The organism is Anaerolineales bacterium, from assembly GCA_022866145.1.
Taxonomy (GTDB): domain Bacteria; phylum Chloroflexota; class Anaerolineae; order Anaerolineales; family E44-bin32; genus PFL42.
In genome coordinates this window covers 1-2,356 of the sequence record JALHUE010000422.1, presented here as the reverse complement: position 1 = coordinate 2,356, position 2,356 = coordinate 1, and the positions used below count along the sequence as shown (strand labels likewise).

Annotated in this window: 3 protein-coding genes; all 3 read left to right on the top strand. The window is 68.6% G+C overall.

Translation table 11 applies throughout. The annotated features are described in order from the left end of the window. The coding region (locus MUO23_12715; GenBank protein MCJ7513816.1) for an HlyD family efflux transporter periplasmic adaptor subunit at nucleotides 1–1,098 on the top strand (1,098 nt) is incomplete at its 5' end. A gap of 15 nt (nucleotides 1,099–1,113) precedes the next feature. Then, on the top strand, nucleotides 1,114–2,097 hold the full coding sequence (locus MUO23_12710) for an ABC transporter ATP-binding protein (protein MCJ7513815.1): 984 nt from the start codon (nucleotides 1,114–1,116) through the stop codon (nucleotides 2,095–2,097). Beyond that, a partial coding sequence (locus tag MUO23_12705; protein ID MCJ7513814.1) for an ATP-binding cassette domain-containing protein occupies nucleotides 2,090–2,356 on the top strand: 267 nt, incomplete at its 3' end. The genes MUO23_12710 and MUO23_12705, both read left to right, overlap by 8 nt.

Genomic DNA, 2,356 nt, shown 5'->3' with positions numbered 1-2,356 from the left:
GGCTCCGAGAGCGGCGGGCGAGTGGTCGAGGTGCTGGTGACGGAGGGGCAGGTGGTGCAGGCCGGCGAGGTGCTCTTCCGATTGGATGACGAACTCCTGCGCCTCCAGCGCGACCTGGTCGCCGCCTCCGGCCAGGCGGCCATGGCCTCGGCTCGCCTTCAGCTGCTCACTGCCTGGCAGGCGCTCGACCAGCTGTACGAGGATGCGCCCTTGCAGGCGGCGCAGGCTGAGGTCGAACTGGCCAATGCCCGGGACGTGCTGGATGACGCCGAGCGCCGCCGCAGCTATCAGCAGAAGGGCCGGCGGGCCACCGACGAGACCATCGAAGGCGTCGAGGCGCAGCTCGAGTTGGCGAAGGAGGCGGTGCGCAAGGCGAACAATGCCCTGAACCGGGTCGAGGACAAGCCCACAAGTGACCCGCAGCGGGCGGCGGCCGAGGCGGCGCTGTACGAAGCCCGCCAGGCTCGCAATGCGCTCCAGACGAACCTGAACTGGTACGCCGGCAAGCCGACGGATATTGACCAGGCGATCTTGGATGCCGCGGTCTCGGCTGCGGGAGCGCGCCTGGCCAAAGCTGATGTGGAATGGAACAAGTGGAAGACCGGGCCGGACCGTGATGTGCTCGCCCTGCGGCGGGCGGCGCTGGCCCAGGGGCGCGCCCAGTTGGAGATGGCCGAAACCCAGGCGGAGTCGGATCTGGCGTCGATCGATCTGCAGCTTGACAAGCTGCAGGTATGCGCCAGCGTGGATGGGATCGTCGTCGCCCGCTCGGTGGAACCGGGCGAGGTGCTCACACCGGGTGCCGCCGCCATTGCTATCCGCCAGCAGGAAGCGTTGACCATCACCGTCTTCGTGCCCGAGGACCGCTACGGCGAGATCGCCGTCGGGGACCTTGCCAGCGTGGAAGTCGATACCTTCCCGGGCGTGGTGTTTGAAGCCGAGGTCACCCGGATCGCGGACCAGGCGGAGTTCACCCCGCGCAATGTGCAGACCGAGGAAGGGAGACGCATCACCGTCTTTGCCGTCGAGCTTACGGTGAAGGATGCGGAAGGCCGCCTCAAGCCCGGAATGCCGGCCGATGTCCGTTTTGAGAGTTGAGGGTCAGGAAGCGCAGTGAGCAAGAACGAGGCAATCCCCGGGATGCCGATGATTGAAGGTCGGGGGCTGCGACGCGCTTTCGGCAGCCAGGTCGCCGTGGACGGGGTGGACCTGCAAGTCGGGGCTGGCGAGATCGTCGCGCTGCTGGGTCCCGATGGCGCCGGCAAGACGACGATCATGCGGCTGCTGTGCGGAGCACTTCGGCTGGACGCGGGGCAGGCCGTGCTGTGCGGGTATGACCTGAGCACGCACGTCGAGCAGGCGCGGGCCATGATTGGCTACCTGCCACAGCAGTCCAGCCTGTATCAGGAATTGACCGTGCTAGAGAACCTGCGTTTCTTTGCCGAGGTGCGGGGCGTGCCGGCAGGCGAGTGGCGACCTCGGGCGATGGATATGCTGGCCTTTGTCGGGCTCCAGGAGTTCGGGGGGCGGCGTGCCGGGGAACTGTCCGGCGGCATGCGGCAGAAGCTGGGCCTGGCGGCTGCCCTGATCCACCGCCCCAGGGTGCTGCTGCTGGACGAACCGACGGGGGGCGTGGATCCGGTCACGCGGCAGAGCTTCTGGCAGCTGCTGATTCGGCTGCTGGAGGAGCAGGTGGGGGTGCTGATCAGCACCCCCTACATGGATGAGGCGGCCCGCGCCCAGCGGGTGGCCTTTCTCAACCGGGGAGCCGTGATGGCGGAGGGTCCTCCCCGGTCGCTGTGCGAGCCGCTGCGCGGGCGCGTCCTCGAGCTGGCGGCTGCCCCTTTCCGAACCGTGGGGCTCGTTGCGGGCGCCGAGCCGCTGGTGGAGGATGTGCAGGCCATGGGAGATCGCTTCCACCTGCGCGTGGCGGAGGGCGCGCTCGGCCTGGCCCAGGATCGGCTGCGGGCCTCACTCTCTCAGGCGGGTTGTTCGGTGCAGGCGATCAGGGAGGCAGAACCGACGCTGGAGGATGTCTACGTCTTCCTGCTCCAGGGAGCGCAGGGTCTGCGAGTCGGGGTCGAAGCCCATGCGTGATTCGCTGCCGCCACCTGAAGCGCCGGTCCGGCCGACGGTGGGCGAGGGCGTGCTGCAGGTGGAGGGCCTGTCGAAACGCTTCGGGGAGTTCACCGCCGTCGACGACGTGTCGTTCCATGTCCGCGCCGGAGAAGTGGTGGGGCTGCTTGGCCCGAACGGCTCTGGCAAGACGACGACCATCCGCATGCTGCTCGGCCTGCTGCACCCAAGCGCAGGGACGGCCCGGCTGCTGGGGCACGACATCCGCACCGAGGCCGAG